Source organism: Yoonia sp. 67-2 (assembly GCF_035117555.1).
In the GTDB taxonomy this organism is placed as follows: domain Bacteria; phylum Pseudomonadota; class Alphaproteobacteria; order Rhodobacterales; family Rhodobacteraceae; genus Yoonia.
Map to the genome: position 1 here is coordinate 354813 of NZ_JAYKPK010000001.1, position 24111 is coordinate 378923.

Consider the following 24111-nt stretch of genomic DNA (forward strand, 5'->3'; position numbering starts at 1 on the left):
TTGAAATCGCACAAAAGCGCGAATTCAACTACATATCCCCGCCGGAGGCATCAAAGTTCTTCGGAGCAAAGGCCAAGCCTAGCTTTGCGGCAGACGGTCGCTCAGCGATTCCAACCGTGCCACCAGCGGCATCAGCGATTTCAGATGATGCCGCAAAGAATCTGCTTTGACGGGCGCGCGCCCGATCAGGCGGCCCGGCACATCGGGCAGATCAACAGGCATGTCGCGTTGCGCGGGTGCTGCAGCTTTCGGCGGTGCCGGTTTGGGGCGGACAGGCGGTGCGACAACGGCTGGTGTATCATCCAGCGACACTGACGGGCCGAGGGTCGCCACATATCTGGCGCCTTTTTCGCGCAGCAATTTCTGGGTGCCTTTGATGGTCAGGCCATCCTCATGCAGCAATTGCTTGATGCCGCCCAACAAATCCATGTCGCTGGGGCGGTAATACCGCCGCCCACCGGCACCTTTGACCGGGCGGATCTGGCTGAATTTGGTTTCCCAAAAGCGCAGCACATGGGTGGGCGTGTCAAGCCATTCAGCGACTTCGCTGATCGTCCGAAAGGCGTCTTTGGCTTTTGCCATGGGTCAGGACTTGTTCCCGGCGGCGACACGATCTTTCATCAGATGTGAGGGCCGGAAGGTCAGAACGCGGCGCGGATGGATCGGGACTTCTTCGCCGGTCTTGGGGTTGCGTCCGACGCGGGCCGCCTTGTCGCGCACCGAAAAGGTGCCAAACGAGGAAATCTTGACCGTATCCCCGGCGACCAGCGAATCGGAAATATGCGTCAGCACAGATTCAACCAGATCGGCGCTGTCGTTGCGCGACAGGCCCACTTCATTATGGACCGCATCCGCCAGGTCCATGCGTGTCAACGTCTTGTCCGTCATACCTCATCCCCGCGCCATTTGGTGGCTACATTGGCGTGCGGCAATTTCAGAGTCAATAACAAGGACTTGGCAAAGCAAGTTCTGGGCGCTTTTCATCGCTACCAGCGCAGCACGACCGAGCCCCAGGCAAGGCCGCCGCCGATGGCTTCGGTCACGACCAGATCGCCTTTTTTGATCTGGCCGCGTTGCACGCCGACGGACAGGGCCAGCGGGATCGACGCGGCAGAGGTATTGCCATGATCCTGCACTGTCACGACGACCCGGTCCATTTCAACGCCCAGCTTCTTCGCAGTGGCCTGAATGATGCGGATATTGGCCTGATGCGGCACGACCCAATCTACGTCATCGGCGGTCAGCCCGACCTTGTGCAGGGCTTTATCGGCGGTCGCGGCGAGTTTTTCGACAGCATGGCGGAACACTTCTTTGCCTTCCATCCGCAGCATGCCGGTGTTTTGCGTGGCCACACCGCCATCGACATAAAGCAGGTCCTTGTAGCGCCCGTCGGAATTGAGATCGGTGGACAGAATGCCACGGTCGGCAGTGGTGCCGTCACCATCCTCGGCTGACAGGATCAGCGCGCCAGCGCCATCGCCGAACAGGACACAGGTGGAGCGGTCGGTCCAATCCATGATCTTGCTGAAGGTTTCAGCGCCGATGACCATCACCGTATCGGCCTGACCCGAGGTGATCAGCGCATTGGCGGTTGATAAAGCATAGACGAAACCGGCACAAACCGCTTGCACATCAAAGGCATAGCCGGTTGTATTGCCAATCGCATGTTGCACCATGGTCGCGGCAGAGGGGAAGGTCATATCAGCGGTCGAGGTGGCCAGCACGATCGCGTCGATCTGATCGCCCTGCATCCCGGCCATATCCAACGCGGCAAATGCTGCAAGCGTCGCCATCTGCGATGTCGTCTGCTCGGGCGCTGCAAAATGCCGCCGCTCGATGCCAGAGCGGGACTTGATCCATTCATCCGATGTCTCAAGCGTCTTTTCGAATTCGCTGTTGGGAACGATACGTTCGGGAAGATAATGCCCGATACCTTTGACCACTGCACGCCGTGTCATATTTATTTGCCTGTGTTGTTATCGGCAGGATCTACCACACCGTCTTGCGCCTGATCTTGGGCAAGTGCCACGGCGGATGCAACCCGTGCGGCGAGTTTGTCCGAAAACCCGCTTTGCCCCAGACGATACGCCAGATGCAGCGCCGCCGCGACGCCGGTGGCATCGGCAGAGCCATGGCTTTTGATCACGGTCTGGTTGAGGCCAAGGAAAACCCCGCCATTGACGCGGCGCGGATCGATCCGTTTGCGCAACCGCCCCAGCGATCCACGCGCCAGCAGCGCGCCCAGCATTGACAAAGGATTGCCCATCAAGGCCCCGCGCATCAATTCGCTGATCAGCGTGGCCGTGCCTTCGCCGGTTTTGAGCGCGACATTGCCGGTAAAGCCGTCAGTGACGATCACATCGACCTTGTTGGAGGGCAGATCGCCACCTTCGACAAAGCCAACATAGTCAAAATCACCTTTTTCCGCAGCTTTGGCGATCAGCTCATGCGCGACCTTGAGTTCGGCGCGGCCTTTATGTTCTTCGGTCCCGACATTGAGCAACCCGACGCGGGGGCGGGTGATATCCAGACCATTGCGCGCATAGGACGCGCCCATCAGCGCATAGGTCAGCAAATCATCGTGATCGGCGCGGATATCGGCACCGGCATCCAGCATCACGTTGAAACCGGCGGGGTTGCGCGACGGCCAGAGGCAGGCAATCGCCGGGCGATTCACCCCTTCGGCCTTGCGCAGGCGCAGCATCGACAGGGCCATCAGCCCGCCGGTATTGCCGCAGGACACGCAGACGGCCGCCTGACCATCACGGACCGCGTCAATCGCGGACCACATCGAGGTTTGTTTGCCATGCCGCAGCACATTGCTGGGCTTGTCGGACATTTTCACGACATCGGGGGCATCATGCAGCGTGACCCGATCCGCGATCTTATGCGACGCGATCAGCTGTTCCAGCTCGGCCTTGGGGCCATGCAGGATGGCGCGGGCCTCGGGTGCTTTGCTGAGGAACTTGGCAAGGCCCGCAACCACAGTCGCAGGCCCTTTGTCGCCACCCATGGCATCTACAGACAGCACATTCGCCGATGTCGAGACGGGTCTCGTCTGGCCTTTGGTCATGTCTGTAATGCCTGTTTTGCAGCTTATGCTGCGTCTTCGTCCAGATCGACTTCGGTCGTGGCGGCGACGACTTCACGTGTCGCGTAGTGACCGCAGGACGGGCACACATGGTGTGGGCGCTTCATCTCACCGCAGTTGTCGCATTCGTTTGGATTTGCGGCAACGAGCGAGTCGTGCGACCGCCGGTTGTTGCGGCGGGATTTGGAAACTTTATTCTGCTGGACGGCCATAACGGAACCCTATGATAAATGGGCCGTAGCCCTGATTGGTGCATCTGTCGGGGGTCCTACGCCAATCTGGCTGCCCTGTCGAGACGCAGTGTGAAAGAGGCGGCTTAAATACTGCGATTTGCGCGCAGTGCAACCCCTTTTGCCTGATTCCTTTGGGTCTTCCGGCGGCTGCGCCACCGTCGATGCCTCCGGCGGGGATATTTTTACTCTGACGATGTCGAAAGAGGCGTGATTTAATCGTCGGTCTTTTTCAGACTGTCGCGGAGCGCGCCGAGGCCTGCGAAAGGTCGGGCAGCCTCATCCGTCAGCGGCGCGACGCCTTTTTCAGTATAGACGATCTGGCCCAGTTCGGCCCCCTCCGCGCGTGGATAAAGCGGCAGGGCGAGTGCCAGCGCCTCGGTCAGCACAGCGTAAAGGTCGATTGTATCGGGCAGAGGCTCGATCGTGTCATCCTCGGGCATCTCGACTTCGGTGCCAGAGACTTCGGGCATTTCGGCCAGATAGCTGCGGGTGATGGATTCGTCGAGCCGGGTCGTCACCGGGGCCAGTGTGACAACGCAGTCCTGCACCACGGTCGCGCCCAAAGTACCTGTCAGCACCCAGTCTTTGCTGCCCTGCGGTGTCAATTTGCCGTCAAAGCGCAGTTTCTTGATCCCGGTGATTCCCAAGGCATCCGCGATGGCGCTGCGCGCGCCCGTATCCGGTGTCAGCGCAAATTCGGTGCCACGGCTGGCGACAAGATCGGCCAAACGCAAAGGTGAGTGCGGGATCGGGGGCAAGGGTGCTTCCATTCTTGATCAGGGGCGGGCGGTGATGTAGGGGGGGATAAAAGGCATCAGATGCCAAAGCAAGGGGCGTTCCTATGATCTATACGACCGGTAAATTGCGCGCCTGCGGCATTGTTCTGGCATTTGTGGCGGTTTCGGCCTGTTCACCGATCACCCGATTTCACGGCTTTACCCCTGATGCGCGTGAAATCGCCCAAGTTCAGGTCGGGCAAACGACCCGCAATGATGTCGTTACCCTGTTCGGCCCGCCGACATCTGATGGGGGTGTCGCGTCGGATACGATTTACTATGTGTCCAGCCAGTTCGTGCATACCGGCCTTCTTGCCCCGCGCGAAGTGGACCGCAGTGTTCTGGCTATCGATTTTGACAGCAGCGACCGCGTCAGCGGGATCAACCGCTATGGGTTGGAGGACGGTCAGATCGTCAATCTTGACCGCCGTGTGACCGATGACGGTATCCGCAATGTCGGCGCTTTGGCGCAATTGCTGGGGTCCTTCGGGCGGATCGATGCCGGCGCCCTGTTGGGCGACGGCAGCGATGACAGCGATTTTTAATCAGCCGGCTCGAAGGTCAGCGCGACACCGTTCAGGCAATAACGCAGGCCGGTGGGGGCGGGACCATCGGGGAAGACATGCCCCAGATGCGCGTCACAGCGGGCGCAATGCACCTCTGTGCGTTTCATGAAGAAACTGCGGTCGATGGTTTCACCCACGGCCGTTTCATCCAGCGGCGCAAAGAAAGACGGCCAGCCGGTGCCGCTTTCGAATTTGGTGCTTTGGTCGAACAAGGGCGCACCGCAGCAGACACACATATAGGTGCCGGGGTCCTTGGGGAAATCCTCGTGGCTGCCCGCCCGTTCGGTGCCATGTTTGCGGGTGACCTTATAGGCCAGGTCCGAAAGTTGTGCGCGCCATTCGGCGTCTGACTTGATGATTTTATCCATCGCTATATTCCTTTTCCTAATCTTACGCTTGATCTAGGGTGCCTTAAGCACGTCGCCAAGGCAGGATGCTATGACAATTACGATGCAGTTCGGACGGTATCGCGCGCGGATCGGTGCGGACGGTGCGGATATGGCCGCTTGTCAGGCGCTGCGGCATCTGTGTTTCTTTGGCAAGCCGGGGCTGGATCGCGATGATTTCGACCCGCGCTGCCAGCATCTGATGATCGAGGATGGCAAAGGCCGGTTGATCGCCGCAGCAAGGATGCTGCTGGTGCCGGATGCAGCGTCGCTGTCGCAATGTTATGCCGCGCAATATTACGATCTTGCCCGATTGGCGGGGCAGGCGGGGCCGTCGCTGGAACTGGGGCGATTCTGCATCGCGCCCGATGTGCAGGATGCCGATGTCGTGCGTGCGGCCTGGGGGGCGCTGACGCAGATCGTCGATGATCAAGGCGTGCAGGTTTTGTTTGGCTGCACCAGCTTTGCCGGGACCGACCCGGAGATTTACGGTCTGGCGCTGGCGAAACTCGCCGCGCAACATATCGGGCCGGAGCATTTGCGCCCCGGTGTCAAAGCGGGCGAGGTGGTGCGCCTGTGCGATGCCACAGGGCGCGGCACAGCACCGTTGCCGTCGCTGTTGCGGTCCTATCTGGCGATGGGCGGCTGGGTCAGCGATCATGCGGTGATCGACCGGCAGATGAACACGTTTCATGTCTTTACCTGTGTCGATATCGCCGCTGTCCCGCCTGCGCGCGCGAAAGCCTTGCGCGCGGTGATGGGGGCGGGCTGAAAACCCCTTGCGCTGGTGCGTGGCACGCAATAGCAGGCGGGCATGGCACGTGCACCCCTTCTCCAGATTTCCGATATCGCGCTGACGTTCGGCGGCGATCCTGTTTTTGCTGACCTGTCTCTGGTCGTTCAACCCGGCGACCGTGTCGCCTTGGTCGGGCGCAACGGATCAGGAAAATCGACCTTGATGAAGGTCATGGCAGGCCTCGTGCAGGCCGACAGCGGCACACGGGTCGCATCTCCGGGCGTTCAGGTCGGCTATATGGAACAGGACCCGACGATGGACGGGTTCACCACATTGGGCGAATATGCCGCCAGTGGCCTGCCGCCAGAGGAAGCCTATAAGGTCGATATGGTTGCCGAAGGGTTGAAATTCGATCCCGAAGGGGCTGTTGCCACCGCATCGGGTGGCGAACGTCGCCGCGCGGCATTGGCCAAACTGATGGCCGAAGCGCCCGAATTGATGCTGCTGGACGAGCCCACCAACCATCTGGATATTGAAGCCATCGCCTGGCTTGAGAATGAATTGAAACAGACCCGTGCCGCCTTTGTGCTGATCAGCCACGACCGGGCGTTCCTGCGGGCACTGACCCGTGCCACGCTCTGGATTGACCGGGGCGCTGTGCGCCGCGCCGAACAGGGGTTTGATGCGTTTGAGGAATGGCGCGACAAGATCTGGGAAGACGAAGACCAGCAGCGCCATAAACTGAACCGCAAGATCAAGGCAGAGGCGCGTTGGGCCGTTGAAGGCATTTCCGCCCGCCGTACCCGGAACCAAGGGCGTTTGCGGGCCTTGCAGGATCTGCGTGCTGAAAAGGCAGGACAAATCCGTCGCCAGGGCACGGCGGCGATGGCGTTTGAGGGGGGATCAACCTCTGGCCGCAAGGTGATGGAATGTTTCGGGCTGACCAAGGCCTTTGACGGCAAGACCATCGTCCAAGGGCTGGATTTGACCGTGCAACGCGGCGACAGGATCGCCTTTGTCGGGCCCAATGGCGTGGGCAAGACAACGCTGATCAAGATGCTGCTGGGGCAGGTGGCACCTGACGCGGGTGAGGTGAAACTGGGCACAAAGCTCGATATCGCGGTGTTCGACCAGTCACGCGCGGCGCTGAACCAAGATATGACGCTGTGGGAAAACCTCGCCTCTGATCCCGAACTGGGTGTATCCGGCAAATCCGACCAGATCATGGTGCGGGGTGTGCCGAAACATGTTGTCGGCTACCTCAAGGAATTCCTGTTCGACGAGGCACAGGCCCGCGCGCCGGTCAGGTCGCTGTCGGGCGGTGAAAAGGCCCGGCTGCTGCTGGCGCGTCTGATGGCGCGCGAAAGCAATTTGCTGGTGCTGGACGAACCGACAAACGATCTGGACATCGAAACGCTGGATCTGTTGCAGGATATCCTGGGCGATTACGATGGCACCGTGCTGCTGGTCAGCCACGACCGCGATTTCCTCGACCGGGTGGCAACGACGACCATCGCGATGGAAGGCAATGGTCAGGCCGTGGTCTATCCCGGTGGCTGGTCGGATTACCGCGACCAACGGGGTGGTGATTTCACCGAATCTGCCACAGCGACCAAGCCATTGGCAAAGAAAGACAAACCGGTGGAAAAGAAATCCACCGGCGGTCTGTCCTTCACTGAAAAACACCGGCTTGAGGCGCTGCCGGGCGTGATAGCCACATTGACGGCGGAGATCGGCAAATTGGAAGAATTGCTCGCCGATCCGGCATTGTTCACCGACAATCCGGTGAAATTTGCAAAGGCCAGCGATGCTTTGGTCGCCCGGCAGATGCAATTATCCGATGCCGAAGATGAATGGCTGGCCCTGGAAGAAAAAGCCGCCGGCTGATCATGGCATCCGCAAGCCACCATCCAGCCGGATCGTGGTGCCGTTGAGGTAATCGCATTCGACGATAAACCGCGCGAGGGCGGCAAATTCTGCCGGATCGCCCAGCCGTGCGGGATAGATCACATCCTTGGCCAGACCTGCCATCACCTCTTCACCCAATGATTCCAGCATCGGCGTGCGGAAAATCCCCGGCGCAATCGCCATCACCCGGATCCCCGCACGTGCCAGATCGCGCGCCATCGGCAGCGACAGCCCGGCGATCCCGGCCTTGGAGGCGGCATAGGCCGCTTGCCCCTTTTGCCCTTCAAACGCCGCGACCGAGGCTGTGTTGATGATCACACCGCCCTGCGCCATCCGTGCCGCGGCCAGCCGTGCCACGTTGAACGTGCCACACAGGTTGATATCGACAGTGCGGGCAAAGCTGCTTTGCTGATGCGGCCCGTCGCGGCCAAGGGTTTTTTCGCTGATGACGATACCGGCGCAATTCACCACGACATTCAGGCCCTCGACCTGCGCCAGACCGGCGGCAACGCTGGCTTCATCGGTGACATCGACCTCGGCAAACCCGGCACCGATGTCCTGCGCGAAATCAGCGCCCTGCGCGTCACGATCAAAGATCATCACCCGCGCGCCTGCGGCCAAAAACGCCTGCGCCGTCGCCGCACCCAGACCTGATGCGCCGCCGGTGATCATCGCCACTGCTGTTGAAATATCCATCATTTTCCTCCCTGCCGTACCAGAATTGCCCTACGGAAAGAAAAACACTATCCCTATCGTCCGAGTAAAAATATCCTCGGGGGGGTGCGGGGGGCCGACAGCCCCCCGCCTTGATCGGCGGCTTTAGCCGTCGAAGTTGACTTCTTCCATGATCCGCACGGCGGCGGGACGATGTGTCGCCAATTCGTTCAGATCGACGCTGTCAGGTGTGAATTCACCCCAGCTTGCGACCAGTTCGGAGGGCGCGACACTGTCCAGCACAGGATATTCATTGTTCAGCTCGGCATAGATTCCCTGCGCCTCTGGCGAGACAAGAAATTCCATCAATTGCAGAGCTTCGTCACGGTTCGGCGCGGCATTGGTCATCGCTACGCCAGAGACGTTCACATGGGTGCCGCCATCTTCGAAGGTCGGGAAGATGATGCGCACGGAATTGGCCCATTCCTGCTGCTCAGGATCGGCCAGCATCGCGCCCATGTAATAGGTATTGGTCAGCGAAATATCGCATTCCCCGGCCCAGATCGCCCGGACCTGCGCGCGGTCATTGCCTTCGGGCTTGCGGGCCAGGTTTTCGCGGATGCCAGCGGCCCATTCGCGCGCGCCATCTTCGCCTTTATGCGCGATCACGGCGGACAGCAGGGCGAGGTTGTAATTGTTCAGACCCGAGCGCGAACAGATGCGGCCGGCCCATTTGTCACTGGTCAGATCCTCGTAGGTAGTGACTTCGCCATCGGCGACACGCTCGTTTGAGGCATAGACAACCCGCGCCCGTGTGGTCAGACCGAACCACAGGTTTTCGTCAGAGCGCAGTTCGGCAGGCACGGCTTCGGTCAGCACGTCGCTTTCGACAGCTTGGACCACACCGGCATCCACGATCTGTTTGAGGTTCGCGATATCCACTGTCATCACCAGATCGGCGGGCGAACGCGCGCCTTCGGCGGTCAGGCGTTCGACCAGACCATCTTCGACAAAGGCGAGGTTCACGGCGATACCGGTTTCTGCGGTGAAGGCGTCCATGACCGGCTGGATCAGCTCTGGCTGACGGGTGGTGTAGATATTGACATCAGCGATGGCCGGGCCAGCGATGGCCGCACAGGTGGTCGCCAAAAGAATATTGCGCAGGTTCATGGGATATCTCCTTGGTTGAACTGGCGCCTGTAAACCTGAGTCTTTTACTTCGGTCAATACCTGAATATTTTACTCAGGGAATTTCCGCGCCTTTTCCAGCACCTTCTCGGCCTCCCAAAGCGCGTCCATTTCGGCCAGATCGCTTTGCGCCGGGGTCTTGCCGCGCGCGGCGAGGGCCGCCTCGATCCCTTTGAACCGCCGGGTGAATTTGTCGTTGGTGCCGCGCAGGGCCTCTTCGGGGTCGACATCGAGATGGCGGGCGAGATTGGCGAGCACGAAGAGCAGATCGCCGATCTCATCCTTGATTTCGGCATGGGTCAGCGTGTCGCGCGCGGCGACAAGTTCATCGGCTTCTTCGATGATCTTGTCCAGCACATGGGATGTGTCGGGCCAGTCAAACCCAACACGCGCCGCGCGTTTTTGCAATTTCACCGCGCGCATCAGCGCCGGCAGGCCCAGGGCAACACCGTCCAGCACGCCGCCCTGCGCCTTGCCCGCGCGTTCGGCCGCCTTGATCTTTTCCCAATCTGCGACCTGTTGGTCGGCGGATTTATCGCGGTCTTCATCCCCGAATACATGCGGATGCCGCGCGACCATCTTGTCAGCGATGTTCTTCACCACTGAGTCAAAGGTGAAATGCCCAGCCTCGGCCCCGATCTGCGCGTGATAGACGGTCTGCAACAGCAGATCGCCCAATTCGCCTTCCAGATCGGGCCAGTCGGTGCGGGCGATGGCATCGGCGACTTCATAAGCCTCTTCAATCGTATAGGGCGCGATTGTGCCGAAATCCTGCGCGATATCCCAAGGACAGCCGGTGTCAGGATCACGCAACCGGCGCATGATTTCCAACAGGCGTGGCATACCGCCATCCGGGTCGTGGATCAGGGGGTCGTCAGCCATTGCAGCCACCTTCAACTTGGGATCAACTGACCCTATTGCGAAGTCACAGAAAGTTCCAGCCATGCCCGTTATCAACCGTATCGCCGATTATGCCGAAGAAATGACAGGCTGGCGCAGGCATTTGCATGCCCATCCCGAATTGCGATTCGATTGCCATGAAACGGCGGCTTTTGTGGTGGAGAAATTGCGCGCCTTTGGCGTGGATGAAATCCACGAAGGCATCGCCACCAGCGGGATCGTCGCGATCATTAACGGGCAGGGCAAGGGCCGCACGATTGGCCTGCGCGCCGATATGGATGCTTTGCCGATGGAGGAGGTGACGGGGCTCGATTACGTCTCGAAAACACCGGGCGCGATGCATGCCTGCGGCCATGACGGGCATACGACGATGCTGCTGGGGGCTGCGAAATATCTGGCCGAGACCCGCAATTTCGCAGGCCGCGTGGCGCTGATCTTTCAGCCTGCCGAAGAAGGCGGCGGCGGTGCTGAAGTGATGGTGCAGGAAGGTATCCTTGACCGCTTTGACATTGCAGAGGTCTATGCCCTGCATAATGCCCCCGGCACGGCGGTCGGGGCCTTTTACACCGCGCCCGGCCCGATCATGGCGGCGGTGGATACATTCCATATCCATGTCAAAGGCCGCGGTGGCCATGGCGCGATGCCGCATGAAACCGCCGATCCGGTGGTCGCGGTGCTGGGCATCGCGACGGCCATCCAGACGATTGTCAGCCGCAATCATTATGCTTTGCAGGAACTGGTCGTCTCGGTCACGCAGCTTCACACCGGATCGGCGGATAATGTGATACCTGATACAGGCTATATCAATGGCACGGTGCGCACCTTTGATCCTGCGGTGCAGGCTATGGTCAAGAAACGGCTGGCAGAGATTGTCGCGGGGCAGGCGGCATCTTACGGCGTGACGGCAGAGCTTGATTATGAGATCGGCTATCCGGCGACGATCAATGATACGGATAAGACCGCCTTTGCGGCGGAGGTGGCGCGGGAAGTCTCGGGCAATGTCGTCGACGATGCCAAGCCCGAAATGGGCGCCGAGGATTTCGCCTATATGCTCAATGAACGTCCGGGGGCCTATCTGTTCGTCGGCAATGGCGATACCGCAGGTTTGCATCACCCGGCGTACGATTTCGATGATGCGGGCGCGCCCGTCGGGGCGTCGTTCTTTGCCCGGATCGTTGAGCGTGCTTTGCCGGTGGGATAGAAACTTTCAAGCCTCCGGCGGGAGTATTTTTGGAAAAAAGAAGGTAGGAAGATGGCGTTAGAGGATGCAAAAGGGCAGGTCGATCTGGCGTTTACCCGCAAGGACCGGCGCGGGCTGGCGTTTGAGAATGCTTTTGGCGGCGCGACATCGTTTCTGCGCCGCGCCTATACCAAGGATCTGACGGGCGTCGATCTGGTTGTGACCGGCGTGCCCTTCGATCAGGCGGTGACGCACCGCCCCGGTACGCGGTTCGGGCCGCGCGCGATCCGCGAGGCGTCTTGCCTGCAACCCTATGACCCGCCCTATGGCTGGGACGGGTTTGATCCTTTGTCGGAATTCGCCATCGTGGATTATGGCGATATGGCCTTTGATTACGCCAATGTCGCCGGTGTGCCGGATCTGGTGCAGGCGCATATTGCGGGCATTCTGGCGGCGGGGCCGGGGACGGTCACGCTTGGTGGGGATCACTTTATCACCTTGCCGATTTTGCGGGCCTATGCGGAGAAATACGGCCCGCTGTCGGTGATCCAGTTCGATGCGCATTCGGACCTTTGGGCTGATGATGATATGGCGCGGATCGATCACGGCACCTTCATGTATAAGGCGGTGAAGCTGGGGCTGGTTGATCCGACGCGGTCGATCCAGATCGGTATCCGCACCGAATGCGATGATTATCTTGGGATGCGCTATATCGATGCGCGCGCCTGTCATGAACGCGGTTCTGCGGATGTGGCGGCGGAGGTGCGCAAGATTGTCGGCGATCATCCGACCTATGTCACCTTCGATATCGACGCGCTGGACCCGGCCTTTGCCCCCGGCACAGGCACGCCGGTCTGGGGTGGGTTAGCGTCTTGGCAGGCGGCGGCAATGCTGCGCGATCTGGCGGGGATCAACATGGTTGGCGGCGACATTGTCGAAGTCTCGCCGCCCTATGACACCACAGGGGCCACGGCGATTGCAGGCGCGCATGTGGCGATGGAATTATGCTGTTTAGCGCTTTGGAACAAAAGGAATAAATGATGCCAAATCAACCGATCAGCGGCAATGACCTAGCCCGGTTTTCGGGGCCGCAAAGCTTTATGCGCCTGCCGCAGGTGGACAGCGCTGCGGGGCTTGATGTGGGCTTTATCGGCATCCCGATGGATATCGGCACGTCATGGCGGTCCGGCACAAGGATGGGACCAAAGCAATTGCGCGAACAATCGGCGATGATCCGGCCCTATAATATCCAGACCGGGGCGGCACCTTTCGATGCGCTGCAATGTGCCGATCTCGGCGATGTGCCGGTCAATACGTTCAGCCTGTCCGATACGATCCGCATTATTACAGAGACTTACGCAGCACACCTCAAGCATGACTTTATCCCGATGACTTTGGGCGGCGACCATACGCTGACCTTGCCGGTGCTGCGCGCGGTAGCGGGCAAGCACGGGCCGGTCGCGCTGGTCCATGTCGATGCCCATGCCGATGTGAATGACGAGATGTTCGGTGAACGCGAGACCCATGGCACCGTCTTCCGCCGCGCCTATGAGGAAGGGATCATCACTGCCGATAAGGTCTTTCAGATCGGGCTGCGCGGCACCGGCTACACCGCGGATGACTTTACTGAGGCTGCGGGCTGGGGGTTCAACCAATATCTGGCCCCTGATCTGTGGCATAAATCGCTGTTGCCCTTGGCGGCAGAGATCAAGGCGCAGATCGGTGATCAGCCTTGTTACATCACCTATGATATCGACAGCCTTGACCCCGCCTATGCCCCCGGAACCGGCACGCCGGAGATTGGCGGGCTGACCACGCCGCAGGCGATGGAACTGATCCGGGGGCTGCGCGGGCTGAATATCGTCGGCTGCGATCTGGTGGAGGTATCGCCGCCCTATGACCTGTCGGGCAATACCGCGCTGACAGGGGCGAACCTGATGTTCGAGATGCTGTCGATCCTGCCGGGGGTGCTGTATCGATGATGGATATGCTGATCTATATCGTCGCCATTCTGGCGCTGCTGGTTTTAGGGACTATGGCCTATGTCCGCCTCGCCCCCACGGATGTCGCGCGCTGGCATCAATTGGCGCAGGTCGACAGCCCCGGCGATCTGGCCGAGGCGGGCGGGTTTCGTGCGGCGCGCCGGATCAACGGCGATGCAGGCGAAGTGTTGGCAGCACTGGACCGTATCGCGCTGGCCACGCCCCGCACGACGCGGATTGCGGGGGATGTAGGCGAGGGGATGATAACTTATCAGACCCGCTCGCAGATCTGGGGGTTTCCGGATCACACCACGGTGGCCGTGCAGGGCGATCTGCTGGTGATCTATGGCCGCTTGCGCTTTGGCGGTTCCGATATGGGCGTGAACCGTGCACGTGTGCAGGATTGGCTGACCCAGCTTGGCCCCTTGATTGTTCCCCGCTGATCGGCCAATCGGGGTGCCATGATAGCCGCAGACAAAATCGAACACATCATCGACCGTTTCCAGTTTCTGGAGGCGAAGATGTCCGATGGTGCCAATTCAGGCGATATCGCCGCTTTGGGCCGCGAATATGCCGAATTGCGGCCGGTGGTGGAAACCGTCACGGCCTATAAAGACCTGCTGGCGCAGATCGCCGATACGCAGGCGCTGCTGAAAGACCCCGAAATGCGCGCGCTGGCCGAGGATGAATTGCCGGAACTGAAGGCGGCGCTGGCAGACAGCGAACATGCCGTGCAACTCGCACTGCTGCCGAAAGATGCCGCCGATGCGCGGCCTGCCTTGCTTGAAATCCGCCCCGGTACGGGCGGGGATGAGGCGTCATTGTTTGCGGCTGATCTGTTGCGGATGTATCACCGCTATGCCGAAAATCAGGGCTGGCGCTTTGAAATCCTTGAACAAAGCCTGACCGAACTGGGGGGTATCAAAGAGGTGGTCGCGCGGGTCGCAGGCGAAGGCGTCTTTGCCCGGCTGAAATATGAAAGCGGTGTCCACCGCGTCCAGCGCGTGCCGGAAACCGAAAGCGGCGGGCGGATTCACACATCCGCCGCCACGGTCGCGGTGCTGCCAGAGGCGCAGGATGTCGATGTGCAGATCAATGTGAATGATCTGCGGATCGATACGATGCGCGCCAGCGGATCGGGCGGGCAACACGTCAACACCACCGATTCGGCGGTGCGTATTTTGCATATTCCCACCGGAATCATCGTTGTTAGCGCCGAGAAATCGCAACACCGCAACCGTGAAATCGCAATGCAGGTGCTGAAAACCCGGCTGTTCGATCTGGAACGCCAGCGGATCGACGGGGAACGTTCCGCCGATCGCAAGGCGCAGGTCGGGTCGGGCGACCGCTCGGAACGGATCCGCACCTATAATTTCCCACAAGGGCGGCTGACCGATCACCGGATTAATCTGACGCTCTATTCGCTGGGGCAGGTGATGGCGGGCGATCTGGATGCGATCATCGATGCCTTGCAATCAGAGGCGCAGGCGGCCCTGCTGGCAGAGATGGGCGCGTGAGCGGGTTTTTCGCGAGCGGACGCTATTGGGATCTGAACGCGGCGGAGGTCGCGGCGATGGATCGGGCCCGCGCGTGGCTGGCGGCAGCCGGGGTCACAGACCCCGGTCACGAATCGCGCCAGATCTGGGCGCATGTGGCGGGCGATGCGCCGCGGTTTGCCGCGCTGGTGGACCAACGCGCCGCAAGGGTGCCGCTGTCGCATCTGCTGGGCTATCGCGATTTCTACAATCACCGCTTTATCGTGACCAAGGATGTGCTGGACCCGCGTCCTGATACCGAATCGATTGTTGCGGCAGCATTGGCGCAGCCTTTCGCGCAGGTTTTGGACCTTGGCACCGGGTCGGGCTGTATCCTGTTGTCCTTGTTGGCAGAACGCCCAGAATCGCGGGGGCTGGGCGTTGATATCTCGGACGCCGCCCTTGCCGTGGCTGCGCAGAACCGCACAGCCCTGGGGCTGAACGACCGCGCCGACCTGCGGCAATCCGACTGGTTCAGCAATGTTACCGGCCAGTTTGATCTGATCATCTCCAACCCGCCCTATATCGCCGCAGGTGAAATGTCCGGCCTGCAGCCAGAAGTGCGCCTGCATGAACCCACCCAGGCCCTGACCGACAATGCCGATGGCCTGTCCTGCTACCGCATCATTGCAGCAGGCACGCCCGCCCATCTGGCGCCCGGCGGGCGGCTGATCGTGGAAATCGGGCCGACACAGGCCGATGCCGTCAGCACCATGTTCACCGCCGCCGGTTTCACCGATCTGGCGGTGATCGACGACCTTGACGGGCGTAACAGGGGTGTTTCGGGCCATTGGCCGGGTTAAGACCAGCGGTTAGACGCAAATATCCCTGACTGGGGCAATTTTGACTTGTCTTGGCGGAAATGCCATGCTTATTGCAATGTATCGGATGGGTAAGAGAACGATTATCTCTCTCCGATATGTCGCCACTCCATCGCACGGCCCGCAGTGCAAAGACGCGCAGCAGCGCGACAACGCGCCAGCGCAAGATCAGCCAAAGGCTCGAAAGCACATCTATGAGATCATCTAAGTCACGTTCGCGGAACAAAAACCGCACGCCCCGTCCATCTGGTGGGAATATTATCAACAGGGTTTTCGAAAGCTCTGGCCCGGATGGCAAAGTGCGCGGCACGCCGCAACAGATCATCGAGAAATACAATCAATTGCATCGCGATGCGCAATTGTCCAATGACCGGGTGAATGCGGAAAATTTTGCGCAACACGCCGAACATTACACCCGTCTGCTGGCCGAAGCGCAGCGCGAGGTCGATCAGCGCCGGGAAGAGGTCGAGGCCCAGAACCGCGAACGTCAGGCCGAGCGTGACAAGGAACGTCAGGACCGGATGCAGGCGCAGGACTCGGCCAGCCAGAATAACCACAACGGCAACGACCAGAATCCGCGGCAAGATCCGCAGCCGCGCCATGAACAGCCCGATCCGCGTGATGTAACTGCCGCACAGGATGACGAGCCCGAGTCGAGCCTGGTCGAAACGCCGGAAGAAAAGCCGCAACCACGGGCGCGCAAACCCCGTGCGCCGCGCAAACCACGGCCAGCACCGCAGCCGGATAATGGAACGCCGGAAGCGGCCGAGTAAAAACCCTAGCGCGCAGCAGCCAGGCTGCGCGCCAAGGCGCAGAACGCCTCCAGCCCGACTTGCTCGGCGCGTTCGGTGGGTTTGATCCCAACAGCATTCAGATGATCCTCGATCACCGGGCTGACGGATTTCAGCGCTGAGCGCAGCATCTTGCGCCGCTGATTGAACGCTGCCGCCACCACCATATTCAACACGCCGGGGTCAGCGGGATAGCGCGGCGCGGGCAGGGCGGTCAGATGCACGACGGCGGAATGGACTTTCGGTGGCGGGCTGAACACCTCTGGCGGCAGGTTCATGACGATCTGCGCATCGGCGCGCCACTGCGCCAGCAACGCCAGCCGCCCGTAAGCCTTGCCGCCGGGCTGGGCGACGATCCGTTCGGCGACCTCGCGCTGAAACATCAAGGTCAGGCTTTGCCAGAACGGCGGCCAGATCTGTGGCGTCAGCCAGCGCACCAAGAGTTCCGTGCCGACATTATAGGGCAGGTTGGCCGCGACCTTGATCGGCGCTTGCAGATAATCCAGCGGATCAATCTCCAGCGCGTCGCCTTCGATGACCTGCAACCGGCCCGGATAGGCTGCGGCAATCTCGGCCAAAGCAGGCAGGCAACGCGGGTCCTTTTCAATCGCTAGGACCCGCCGCGCCCCTGATGCCAGCAAACCGCGCGTCAGCCCACCGGGGCCGGGGCCGATTTCCAGCACATCGGCCCCAGTCAAATCCCCCGCCAATCGTGCGATCCGGGCGGTCAGGTTCAGATCCAGCAGGAAATTCTGCCCCAGGGATTTCTTCGCCGCCAGTTCATGCCGTGCAATCACATCCCGCAGCGCTGGCAGATCATCAATCCCGCTCATGCCATCTTCCGAGCCCAAATATCCCCGCCGGAGGCATAAAAGTTTTTCGCCATGCTCTCCGCCTGCCGCAGCGCCGCAATCATCGATGTCGGGTCCGCCACGCCCTTGCCTGCGATATCAAACGCCGTGCCATGATCGGGCGAGGTGCGGATAAACGGCAGGCCCAGCGTCACATTCACCCCGCCCGCAAAATCTATCGTCTTGATCGGGATCAACGCCTGATCGTGATACATGCAGACCGCCACATCATAACGCGCGCGGGCGGCGGCGTGAAATAACGTATCCGCCGAATGCGGCCCGGTGATGTCCATCCCTTCCGCGCGCAGGGCGTCCAGAACGGGCGTGATCATCGCCAATTCCTCCCCCCCCATTTTACCATCTTCACCCGCATGCGGGTTCAGCCCCGCCACGGCGATGCGGGGGGCGGCAATACCGAACTGGCGGCGCAGCGCGGCATGGGTGATCAGGATCGTATCGGTCAGCAAAGACGCGCTCAGCGCCTCTGGCACCGTTGCCAGCGGGATATGGATCGTCGCAGGCACCACGCGCAGCCCGTCACAGGCCAGCATCATCACGACGCGCTCCACCCCTGCCAAAGCAGCCAGATATTCGGTATGGCCGGGATAGGCGAAATCTGCCCCGTCGATCAGCGCGGCTTTGTGGATCGGCGCGGTGCAGATCGCACTGGCCTCGCCGCGCGTGACCAGATCGACACCTGTCGCAATCGCGTCAATCACGCCTTGCGCATGTTCGGGGTTGGGCTGGCCCGCAACAGCCGGACCGCCAAAATCGCGCGCCAGCACCGCCATACGGTCCGGCGTCACCAATCCGGTGTCAGTCACGATCTGTACCGGCGTACCGGCGGGCAGATGTGTCGGATCGCCGATCCAGACCATCGGCAGATCATGGCGCAAAGCGGCCCATGCCTTGGCCGCGACCTCTGGCCCGATGCCAGCGGGTTCGCCGCAGCTGATCACGATGGGTTTCATCTTGTGGTGATCACCGCCTGCGCGCGCAGGTCTTCCACGAGGGCCGCCGCCAGCGTGCCAAGGCGTTGGCCCCTGATGACATTGCGCACCGCCTCTGGATCGGCATCTGCCGCGCCGCCACGATTGCGCGCACATAGCATCAGGAACACCAGCGTCTGCCCATTGTTGCGGGTCAGATTGGTCGAGACTTCGTTCGGGTCCAGCCGGGCCAGTTCCAGCGCAATATCATTGGGGATCTGATCAGGGGCAGTTTCAACCCGGTCGAGCACGTCACGCGGCTGGTTCCGGGCGATGCCATAAAGATCGTCGCAGGTATCCACATTATTGGCGACATCGCGGGCAATGCGCAGACCCGCCTCGGACTGACCGCCGGGGATATAATAGGCGGCATAATCAAGGCTGCTTGGCGGCAAAGCCGGGCGCACAGCTTCGCGGCGTCCGCGCAGCTGGAACAAGGCGATGCCATTCGGGATCGTGATCGGTGCGGTGACTTGCCCGGTTTGCAGGCTCAGGATCACCTGCTGGATCTGCGGTGGATAGTTCGAGATTGGCACCCAATCCAGCCGCCCGCCGTTTTCGCGCGACGGCAAGGCCGAAACCTGCCGCGCTGCCGCTTCAAAATCGGCGAGCGAGCGCATCTGCGAAATCTGATCGGCAGCATTGGCTGCGCGTTCGGCCATTTCCGGCGGGGCGGCGATGATGATCTCGGATAACAGCACCTCAGTTTCGGTGCTGGCGCTGCCTTGCTGCCCAAGGGCGCGGGCGACATCGGCATCGGTCACGGTCACCTCGCGGTTGAACCGGCCACGGACATAATCGCGCCAGCCCAGACCGACGCTGACGAAATCACGCAAGGTGACCGCATCAATCCCGCTTTGCGCCAGCATCTGGTTGAATTGTGCCAGTGACATATCGGCGCGACCAGCAAATTCTTCCAGCGCGGCCTCCAGTTCCTCGGGCGCGATGGTCAGGCCGACACGGTCGATTTCCTGCTGTTTCAGACGGTCTTCGATCAGACCGTCGCGCGCCAGCTCTGCCGGATCACCGGGGGTGTTGAACACTTCCATCAGGCGGCGGCGCTGGTCCAGTTCATAGCGGGTGATGACCCGTTCATTCACTGTGATGGCGGGCGCAAACTGGTTCTGGGCGGTGGCGGTGCCCACCTGTCCAAAGGTCAGGGCCAGTGCCAGAAGGGCGGTTAATTGGGCAAATCCACGCATGCTTTCCTCTATCTTCTTATCACTGTCCGCACCCGGCGGCGGGCCTGCCCGCAGAGCGTCCGGCAGAAAAGCCGGATAAAGAGCCGCTTAGCCCAAAAGTGGTTGTCGGATCAACACTACTGGAAGACGTATACCGGCGCGAGGCGGAAACGGCGATAGTCACACATTCGTTTTGCCAGCCAAAGCCGATGCCCGCCTGCACCGGACGGTCGGCGGCAATGTCGTAGCGCGCATCCAATGACATGGTCCAGGCATCGCTCAGCACAAAAGCACCGTCCAGCGTCCATTCAGAGACAGCCCCATCACGGTTTTCGGCCAGATCGCGGGCCTGCCAGATATAGGCGGCATTGATCCCGATCCGGTCATTTTGCCAGCGCATACGGCCATCGGTGCGGGTGGTCTCTGCATTTTCGTCAAACAGGCCGCGCAGTTCGATCAGAAACCCGCCTTGTGACACATATTGCCCCGATACCAGCCAATCCGATTGCAGCCCGTCCAGCCCGGATGAAGGGGTGAAATCCGACTGCGCTTCCGTCCGGTATATCCGCCCCATGGTCAGGGTGGATGATGCCCCCCCGATCCCCAGCCGGGTCCAGGACAGGCCAGCGGCCAATTGGCTGCCGGTTTCCACCGCATCCTGCCCGGCAAAGCGCGAGCGGTCGAACAGATTGGCCTGATCCAGTTCGGACCTTGTGCTGTCTTCATTGGGCGGCCTGCGGCCGTGGATATCGGCCCAGTTCAGGCTGATCGTCGGTTCCAGCAGATGGCTGGCCGCCGCACCCTGCCGGACCAATGGCCAGCGCAAGGTTGTCATCACGCTGGGCACGATGCGCGCGGCACTGGTCGGAAAGTTGCTGTCATCAGTGACGCGGTAAAGATCGCCGCGCAGACTGCCCTGTGCAGAGCCGACAAACCCAGATGGCAGGATCCAGTCCTGCCGCCAATCGGCCCGCCCACCCGCACGGGTGACGTCCCGGCCGGTTTCGCCATCGGTGTCATCGGGGCGATAGGCCGTGTCCAGGCTGGTGACATAGGTCAGCGTGCCGCCAGCAGCAGGCCGGACCCGCGCCTCATGCCTGATTTCGCCGATGATCGGCGGCAAAGAGGCATTGGTTTCCACCTCGCGCAAAGTCTGAAAATAGCTGAAACGCAATTCATTCAGGCTATTGTCCGTCACGCGGACAAGGTTCAGCGCGCTTTCCAGCCGGTCCTGATCATCATAGCCGTAATCCAGCAGATAGGCCTTGTCGGACACGGTTTCGATATTGAACTGCAGCTGGTAATTATCCGGCAGGGTAAAATTTCCGGTGGCAAAAAGATAAGACCGCGTGTCGTCCTGCAGACTATCGTTGCTGGCCGCCCCGCGCACTTGCAAGGACCCGTTCGCAAAGGCGCGGCGAAAGGCGATTTCCAGCGTCCGAGTTTCCGGTGAGACATAGGGCGTCAGCGTGATATCGGCGTGGTCACCCAAAGTGACGAAATAAGGCAGTTTGATGCCGCTGCCCAATTGGCTGGTGTTGCGCTGACTGGGGATCAGAAACCCCGTGGCGCGCTCCAGTGTCGGGTCGGGCAGGCGCATCGCGGGTAACCAGAAGACCGGCACACCGCGCACCCGGAATGTGGCGTTCTCGAAATAAAGCTGCTTTTCCAGCGTATCATGCACCACCCTTTCGGCCCGGATTTCCCAAAGCGGTGCGCGGGTGCCGCAAACCTGACAGGATGACGCGGCAGAGCGATAAAGCTGCACATAGCGCCCGTCCTGCCGGTCGATCTGATTGGCGACCAACTGCAATTGCTGGTCCAATACCAGCCGTGCGCCGATCAGAATGCCGCCTTGCAGCCTTGGGTCCAGCTCCGCGCTGGTCGCGGTCAGCACGCTGCCATCGGCATCCTGCACCACAATCGGGCCGGTGATCATCAGCCGGTCGCTGCTGCGGTCATAGATGATCTCTGACGCGGTCAGGCGGGTGCCGTCAAAGAACACTTCGACATTGCCGCTGGCGATCAATTGGTCGTCTGCGTTCAGCGTGACATTATCCGCCACAAGCGTCGCCGCCTGTTGGGCGCGCGCCACAGCGGGGAACAGCAGCAGGATCAGAACCAGCCAGCGCATCAGCCATCCTCATTATGTAAAAGCAGGCCCAGCGACAGGCCGATGGCGGCAAGCGGCGGTGCCCAGGCGGCAAGGGCTGCGGGCAATTGCCCGTTTTCGCCCAGAACCTGCGCAAAGTTGCGAATGAAATAGATCACAAAGGCCAGCAGGATGGCGAACATCACCATCAGCCCGGTGCGCCCGCCACGCTGATGGCGGATCGTGAAACTGGCCCCGATCATCACCATCGCCATCAGAAAGAACGGCTGCGCCAATTCACTGTGCAGCCAGACCAGATGGCGCTGTGCGGAAAATCCCGCCGCCTGCAAACGGGTGATAAAGGCGGGCAATTCCCAGATCGGGATCGATGACGGGGTGCCGAAACTGTCGCGGATCTCATCGGGTGTCAGGGTCGAGGGCAGGCGCATCGCAGCGCTTTGTTCGGCCCCGGCCTCTGGTGTGACATCATCACCGAAGGTCCAGGACTTCACCTGTGTCAGCACCCAGGCCCCATCCGTGAGGATGGCGGATGCGGCATTCACCCGGCGCGCCGGACCGCTGTCAGGCGCAAACGTGATAAAGGTCACATCGGTCAGCACGGTACCATCCAGATTGGCGTTGGCCGCGCGGATCACCGTCTGCCCCTCATCCGACCCTTGCCGCAGCCAAAGCCCTGATGACCCGATCGACAGAACCGAGGCATTGCCACGCAAGGCGCCGCCGCGCGCCTCATATTCCTTGGATGTCGCCGCGACGATCGGGTTCAGCACACCGACGGCCAACACTCCGATCAGCAAAGCTACCGCCAAAGGTGCCGTCAGCGCGCGCAGGGCCGACCGTCCTGCGGCACGGGTGACCACCAGTTCAGACGACCGTGCCAGCCCCAGAAACAGCGCAATCGCCGCCAGAATCATGATCAGCGGCAGGATTTGGTAAATCGATTGCGGAATATTCAACAGCGTCAGCTCGATCAGCGCCCGGAAACTGGCATCGGCACTGGCATAGCGGCGCAATTGTTCCACCAGATCCAGAAACACCATGATCAGCAGAAATATGCCCAGCACGCCCAGAAATGTCAGCAGAAACCGGCGCGCGAAATAGCGGTGCAGGATCATGCGGGCAACCCCGCTTTGGCGCGGCGTTTGAACAGATAGGGGCGGCTGGCCCAAATAAGCAGGAACCAGACAATGACCAGACCGCCCAGACTGGGCAGATAGGTCAGGAACCACAGCTGCGCATCGGCGCGCGCGGCATTCAGCCCTGCGGTTTCCAGCGCTTTGATCACGACGATCAGGCAAATCGCCGCCACAATCTGCCGCCAGACGCCAAAACGGCTGTAGCCGCCCACCATCAGCGTGGCAAAACCGATCAGCGCCGCAACGGTCCCCAGCAAGGATTGGCTGAACCGGTCATGGCCATCGGCGATCATCCGCGCCGCAGGCGTGCCGGTTTCGGCAACCAGATCCGGCGTGGGGTTCAAAAGGTCCCAGGTCGACAGATGCGAGGCCCGCCGCCCGCCGGGCGATGCTGCCGCGATCAGTTCGCCGATATTATAGGAAAAATCTGTAAAGCGCGTGGTGAACAACCGCTGATCCGCCAGCCGCAGCGTCTGCACCATACCGTCGATCATCACCAACTGGGTCTGATCCGCATCGCGCACCAGAAAGGCACGGGTGGCGGTATAGGTCACATTTTCCTCCAGGCTGCGGGTATCGGATAGAAACAGATCGGCCAGTTCGCCGCCTGGCGTGACATCGCGGATATACAGCGTGATGCCGGGAACCGGCTCGATAAAGGTGCCGGGGGTCAACAGGCGCGCGGTAATATTGCGCGCAATTTCGGCTTCGCGCAGCGCCAGTTGCGTGCTGCTGGCCGGGACCAGCACATGCATCAGCAAGGACATGAGCAAGCCGACAATCAGCCCGAAATACAGCACCGGACGGGCCAGCCGGAACAGCGAAAACCCGGTCGCCTGAACGACGATTAATTCGCTTTCGCTGGTCATCCGGTTGGTGACATAGATCGACGCCGCAAAAGCCGCCAAAGGCAGGGCAATCCGGATCACGCCGGGCAGCGACAGGGCGGTGAATTCCAGAAACACCCCGGCGGATTGCCCATCCGCGATCAGCTGGTCAAACAGCAGGACCGCACGGTTGATCCAATAGACCAGCACCAGCACAAGACTGAAAAAGCCAAACAGCACCATCAGTTGGGACAGCATATATCTGTC

The 24111-nt window shown here is 60.9% G+C and carries 26 protein-coding genes; 10 read left to right on the top strand and 16 right to left on the bottom strand.

Annotated features, from left to right (window positions below; genetic code table 11):
• Positions 1-78 precede the first annotated feature (78 nt).
• From VOY09_RS01825 to VOY09_RS01850, 6 genes are all read right to left on the bottom strand, one after another.
• Positions 79-582 (bottom strand): MerR family transcriptional regulator, encoded by a 504-nt coding sequence (locus VOY09_RS01825; protein WP_322892590.1) that lies wholly within the window; start codon positions 580-582, stop codon positions 79-81.
• Between the two features lie 3 nt (positions 583-585).
• On the bottom strand, positions 586-888 hold the full coding sequence (gene ihfA, locus VOY09_RS01830; RefSeq protein ID WP_322892589.1) for an integration host factor subunit alpha: 303 nt from the start codon (positions 886-888) through the stop codon (positions 586-588).
• 98 nt (positions 889-986) lie between these two features.
• Positions 987-1958: a beta-ketoacyl-ACP synthase III gene (locus VOY09_RS01835; RefSeq protein WP_322892588.1), complete on the bottom strand. Its 972-nt coding sequence runs from the start codon at positions 1956-1958 to the stop codon at positions 987-989.
• Between the two features lie 2 nt (positions 1959-1960).
• Positions 1961-3073, bottom strand: a complete 1113-nt coding sequence (plsX, locus tag VOY09_RS01840) for a phosphate acyltransferase PlsX (protein WP_322892587.1) — start codon at positions 3071-3073, stop codon at positions 1961-1963.
• Between the two features lie 23 nt (positions 3074-3096).
• Complete coding sequence (gene rpmF / locus VOY09_RS01845; RefSeq protein ID WP_322892586.1) at positions 3097-3303, bottom strand: 50S ribosomal protein L32; 207 nt, start codon at positions 3301-3303, stop codon at positions 3097-3099.
• Between the two features lie 233 nt (positions 3304-3536).
• Positions 3537-4094: a DUF177 domain-containing protein gene (locus tag VOY09_RS01850; RefSeq protein ID WP_322892585.1), complete on the bottom strand. Its 558-nt coding sequence runs from the start codon at positions 4092-4094 to the stop codon at positions 3537-3539.
• 71 nt (positions 4095-4165) lie between these two features.
• Here VOY09_RS01850 and VOY09_RS01855 point away from each other — a divergent pair, with 71 nt between their 5' ends.
• Positions 4166-4645, top strand: a complete 480-nt coding sequence (locus VOY09_RS01855; protein WP_322892584.1) for an outer membrane protein assembly factor BamE — start codon at positions 4166-4168, stop codon at positions 4643-4645.
• Here the strand turns inward: VOY09_RS01855 and msrB are convergent.
• A complete protein-coding gene (gene msrB, locus VOY09_RS01860) occupies positions 4642-5034 on the bottom strand; it encodes a peptide-methionine (R)-S-oxide reductase MsrB (protein WP_322892583.1) in 393 nt (130 codons plus the stop codon). The two genes, VOY09_RS01855 and msrB, sit on opposite strands and share 4 nt — an antisense overlap.
• A gap of 70 nt (positions 5035-5104) precedes the next feature.
• Between msrB and VOY09_RS01865 the strand changes: the two genes are divergently transcribed.
• Positions 5105-5824 (top strand): GNAT family N-acetyltransferase, encoded by a 720-nt coding sequence (locus VOY09_RS01865; RefSeq protein ID WP_322892582.1) that lies wholly within the window; start codon positions 5105-5107, stop codon positions 5822-5824.
• 42 nt (positions 5825-5866) lie between these two features.
• Positions 5867-7675 carry an ABC-F family ATP-binding cassette domain-containing protein gene (locus tag VOY09_RS01870; protein ID WP_322892581.1) on the top strand — a complete coding sequence of 603 codons (1809 nt, stop codon included), beginning with the start codon at positions 5867-5869 and terminating at the stop codon, positions 7673-7675.
• On the opposite strand, the gene VOY09_RS01875 is transcribed toward VOY09_RS01870, so the two are convergent.
• The 3 genes from VOY09_RS01875 to mazG all read right to left on the bottom strand — a co-directional run bounded on the left by VOY09_RS01875 (position 7676) and on the right by mazG (position 10420).
• Positions 7676-8392 (bottom strand): SDR family NAD(P)-dependent oxidoreductase, encoded by a 717-nt coding sequence (locus VOY09_RS01875; RefSeq protein WP_322892580.1) that lies wholly within the window; start codon positions 8390-8392, stop codon positions 7676-7678.
• A 123-nt stretch (positions 8393-8515) separates the two neighbouring features.
• Complete coding sequence (locus VOY09_RS01880) at positions 8516-9520, bottom strand: Fe(3+) ABC transporter substrate-binding protein (protein ID WP_322892579.1); 1005 nt, start codon at positions 9518-9520, stop codon at positions 8516-8518.
• Between the two features lie 69 nt (positions 9521-9589).
• Entirely contained in the window at positions 9590-10420 is an 831-nt protein-coding gene (gene mazG, locus VOY09_RS01885; RefSeq protein ID WP_322892578.1) for a nucleoside triphosphate pyrophosphohydrolase, read from the bottom strand.
• 61 nt (positions 10421-10481) lie between these two features.
• On the opposite strand from mazG, the gene VOY09_RS01890 reads away from it, so the two are divergent.
• The 7 genes from VOY09_RS01890 to VOY09_RS01920 all read left to right on the top strand — a co-directional run bounded on the left by VOY09_RS01890 (position 10482) and on the right by VOY09_RS01920 (position 16729).
• A complete protein-coding gene (locus VOY09_RS01890) occupies positions 10482-11639 on the top strand; it encodes a M20 aminoacylase family protein (RefSeq protein ID WP_322892577.1) in 1158 nt (385 codons plus the stop codon).
• Between the two features lie 51 nt (positions 11640-11690).
• On the top strand, positions 11691-12659 hold the full coding sequence (gene speB / locus VOY09_RS01895) for an agmatinase (protein WP_322892576.1): 969 nt from the start codon (positions 11691-11693) through the stop codon (positions 12657-12659).
• Positions 12659-13600 (top strand): agmatinase, encoded by a 942-nt coding sequence (gene speB / locus VOY09_RS01900; RefSeq protein WP_322892575.1) that lies wholly within the window; start codon positions 12659-12661, stop codon positions 13598-13600. Before speB (VOY09_RS01895) ends, speB (VOY09_RS01900) begins: the two co-directional genes overlap by 1 nt.
• The gene (locus tag VOY09_RS01905) at positions 13597-14043 is read left to right on the top strand and encodes a DUF1499 domain-containing protein (RefSeq protein ID WP_322892574.1); all 447 of its coding nucleotides are present in this window, start codon (positions 13597-13599) and stop codon (positions 14041-14043) included. The genes speB (VOY09_RS01900) and VOY09_RS01905 overlap by 4 nt, the downstream gene beginning before the upstream one ends.
• 18 nt (positions 14044-14061) lie before the next feature.
• Complete coding sequence (gene prfA / locus VOY09_RS01910; protein ID WP_322892573.1) at positions 14062-15117, top strand: peptide chain release factor 1; 1056 nt, start codon at positions 14062-14064, stop codon at positions 15115-15117.
• Positions 15114-15938, top strand: a complete 825-nt coding sequence (gene prmC / locus VOY09_RS01915; RefSeq protein WP_322892572.1) for a peptide chain release factor N(5)-glutamine methyltransferase — start codon at positions 15114-15116, stop codon at positions 15936-15938. Before prfA ends, prmC begins: the two co-directional genes overlap by 4 nt.
• Positions 15939-16150: 212 nt before the next feature.
• Entirely contained in the window at positions 16151-16729 is a 579-nt protein-coding gene (locus tag VOY09_RS01920) for a DUF4167 domain-containing protein (RefSeq protein ID WP_322892571.1), read from the top strand.
• 5 nt (positions 16730-16734) lie between these two features.
• Here VOY09_RS01920 and rsmA read toward each other — a convergent pair whose 3' ends face one another.
• From rsmA to VOY09_RS01950, 6 genes are read right to left on the bottom strand one after another with little or no spacing between them, the layout of a single operon-like run.
• Positions 16735-17580 carry a 16S rRNA (adenine(1518)-N(6)/adenine(1519)-N(6))-dimethyltransferase RsmA gene (rsmA, locus tag VOY09_RS01925; RefSeq protein ID WP_322892570.1) on the bottom strand — a complete coding sequence of 282 codons (846 nt, stop codon included), beginning with the start codon at positions 17578-17580 and terminating at the stop codon, positions 16735-16737.
• The gene (gene pdxA / locus VOY09_RS01930; protein WP_322892569.1) at positions 17577-18569 is read right to left on the bottom strand and encodes a 4-hydroxythreonine-4-phosphate dehydrogenase PdxA; all 993 of its coding nucleotides are present in this window, start codon (positions 18567-18569) and stop codon (positions 17577-17579) included. Before pdxA ends, rsmA begins: the two co-directional genes overlap by 4 nt.
• Complete coding sequence (locus VOY09_RS01935) at positions 18566-19789, bottom strand: peptidylprolyl isomerase (RefSeq protein WP_322892568.1); 1224 nt, start codon at positions 19787-19789, stop codon at positions 18566-18568. The genes pdxA and VOY09_RS01935 overlap by 4 nt, the downstream gene beginning before the upstream one ends.
• A 19-nt stretch (positions 19790-19808) precedes the next feature.
• Positions 19809-21902: an LPS-assembly protein LptD gene (locus VOY09_RS01940; RefSeq protein WP_322892567.1), complete on the bottom strand. Its 2094-nt coding sequence runs from the start codon at positions 21900-21902 to the stop codon at positions 19809-19811.
• On the bottom strand, positions 21902-22996 hold the full coding sequence (lptG, locus tag VOY09_RS01945) for an LPS export ABC transporter permease LptG (RefSeq protein ID WP_322892566.1): 1095 nt from the start codon (positions 22994-22996) through the stop codon (positions 21902-21904). Before lptG ends, VOY09_RS01940 begins: the two co-directional genes overlap by 1 nt.
• Positions 22993-24102, bottom strand: coding sequence for an LptF/LptG family permease (locus VOY09_RS01950; protein ID WP_322892952.1), 1110 nt, complete (start codon positions 24100-24102; stop codon positions 22993-22995). The genes lptG and VOY09_RS01950 overlap by 4 nt, the downstream gene beginning before the upstream one ends.
• Positions 24103-24111: the final 9 nt, after the last annotated feature.